The organism is Stenotrophomonas sp. SrG (assembly GCF_050031795.1).
Taxonomy (GTDB): Bacteria; Pseudomonadota; Gammaproteobacteria; order Xanthomonadales; family Xanthomonadaceae; genus Stenotrophomonas; species Stenotrophomonas rhizophila_A.
The window spans coordinates 1-242 of the sequence record NZ_JBNBBE010000932.1; the positions used below are offsets into that span (position 1 = coordinate 1).

1 protein-coding gene is annotated in these 242 nt (G+C 69.8%); it reads right to left on the bottom strand.

Annotated elements, in window-relative coordinates:
- The coding region (locus ACQG3P_RS22225; protein ID WP_426806261.1) for a porin at window positions 1–242 on the bottom strand (242 nt) is incomplete at both ends.

Consider the following 242-nt stretch of genomic DNA (forward strand, 5'->3'; position numbering starts at 1 on the left):
AATAAGCCAGGCCCAGGTGGATCACATCGCCCGGTGCCTTCACCGGGGTCCACTCGCCGCGCACGGCCTGGGTGGTGCCGGGATTGTCACCCTGCAGGTCCTTGCCGCCATAGGCGCCCACCTGCCTCAGGTACTGCGGGCGCTCCAGCACCCACTCGGCACCGGTGCGGTGGCCGGCGTAGAAGGCCTGCACGGGCAGGGCGGTTTCCACGAAGCTGCCGGCGCGCGAAGCGGTGTTGGAA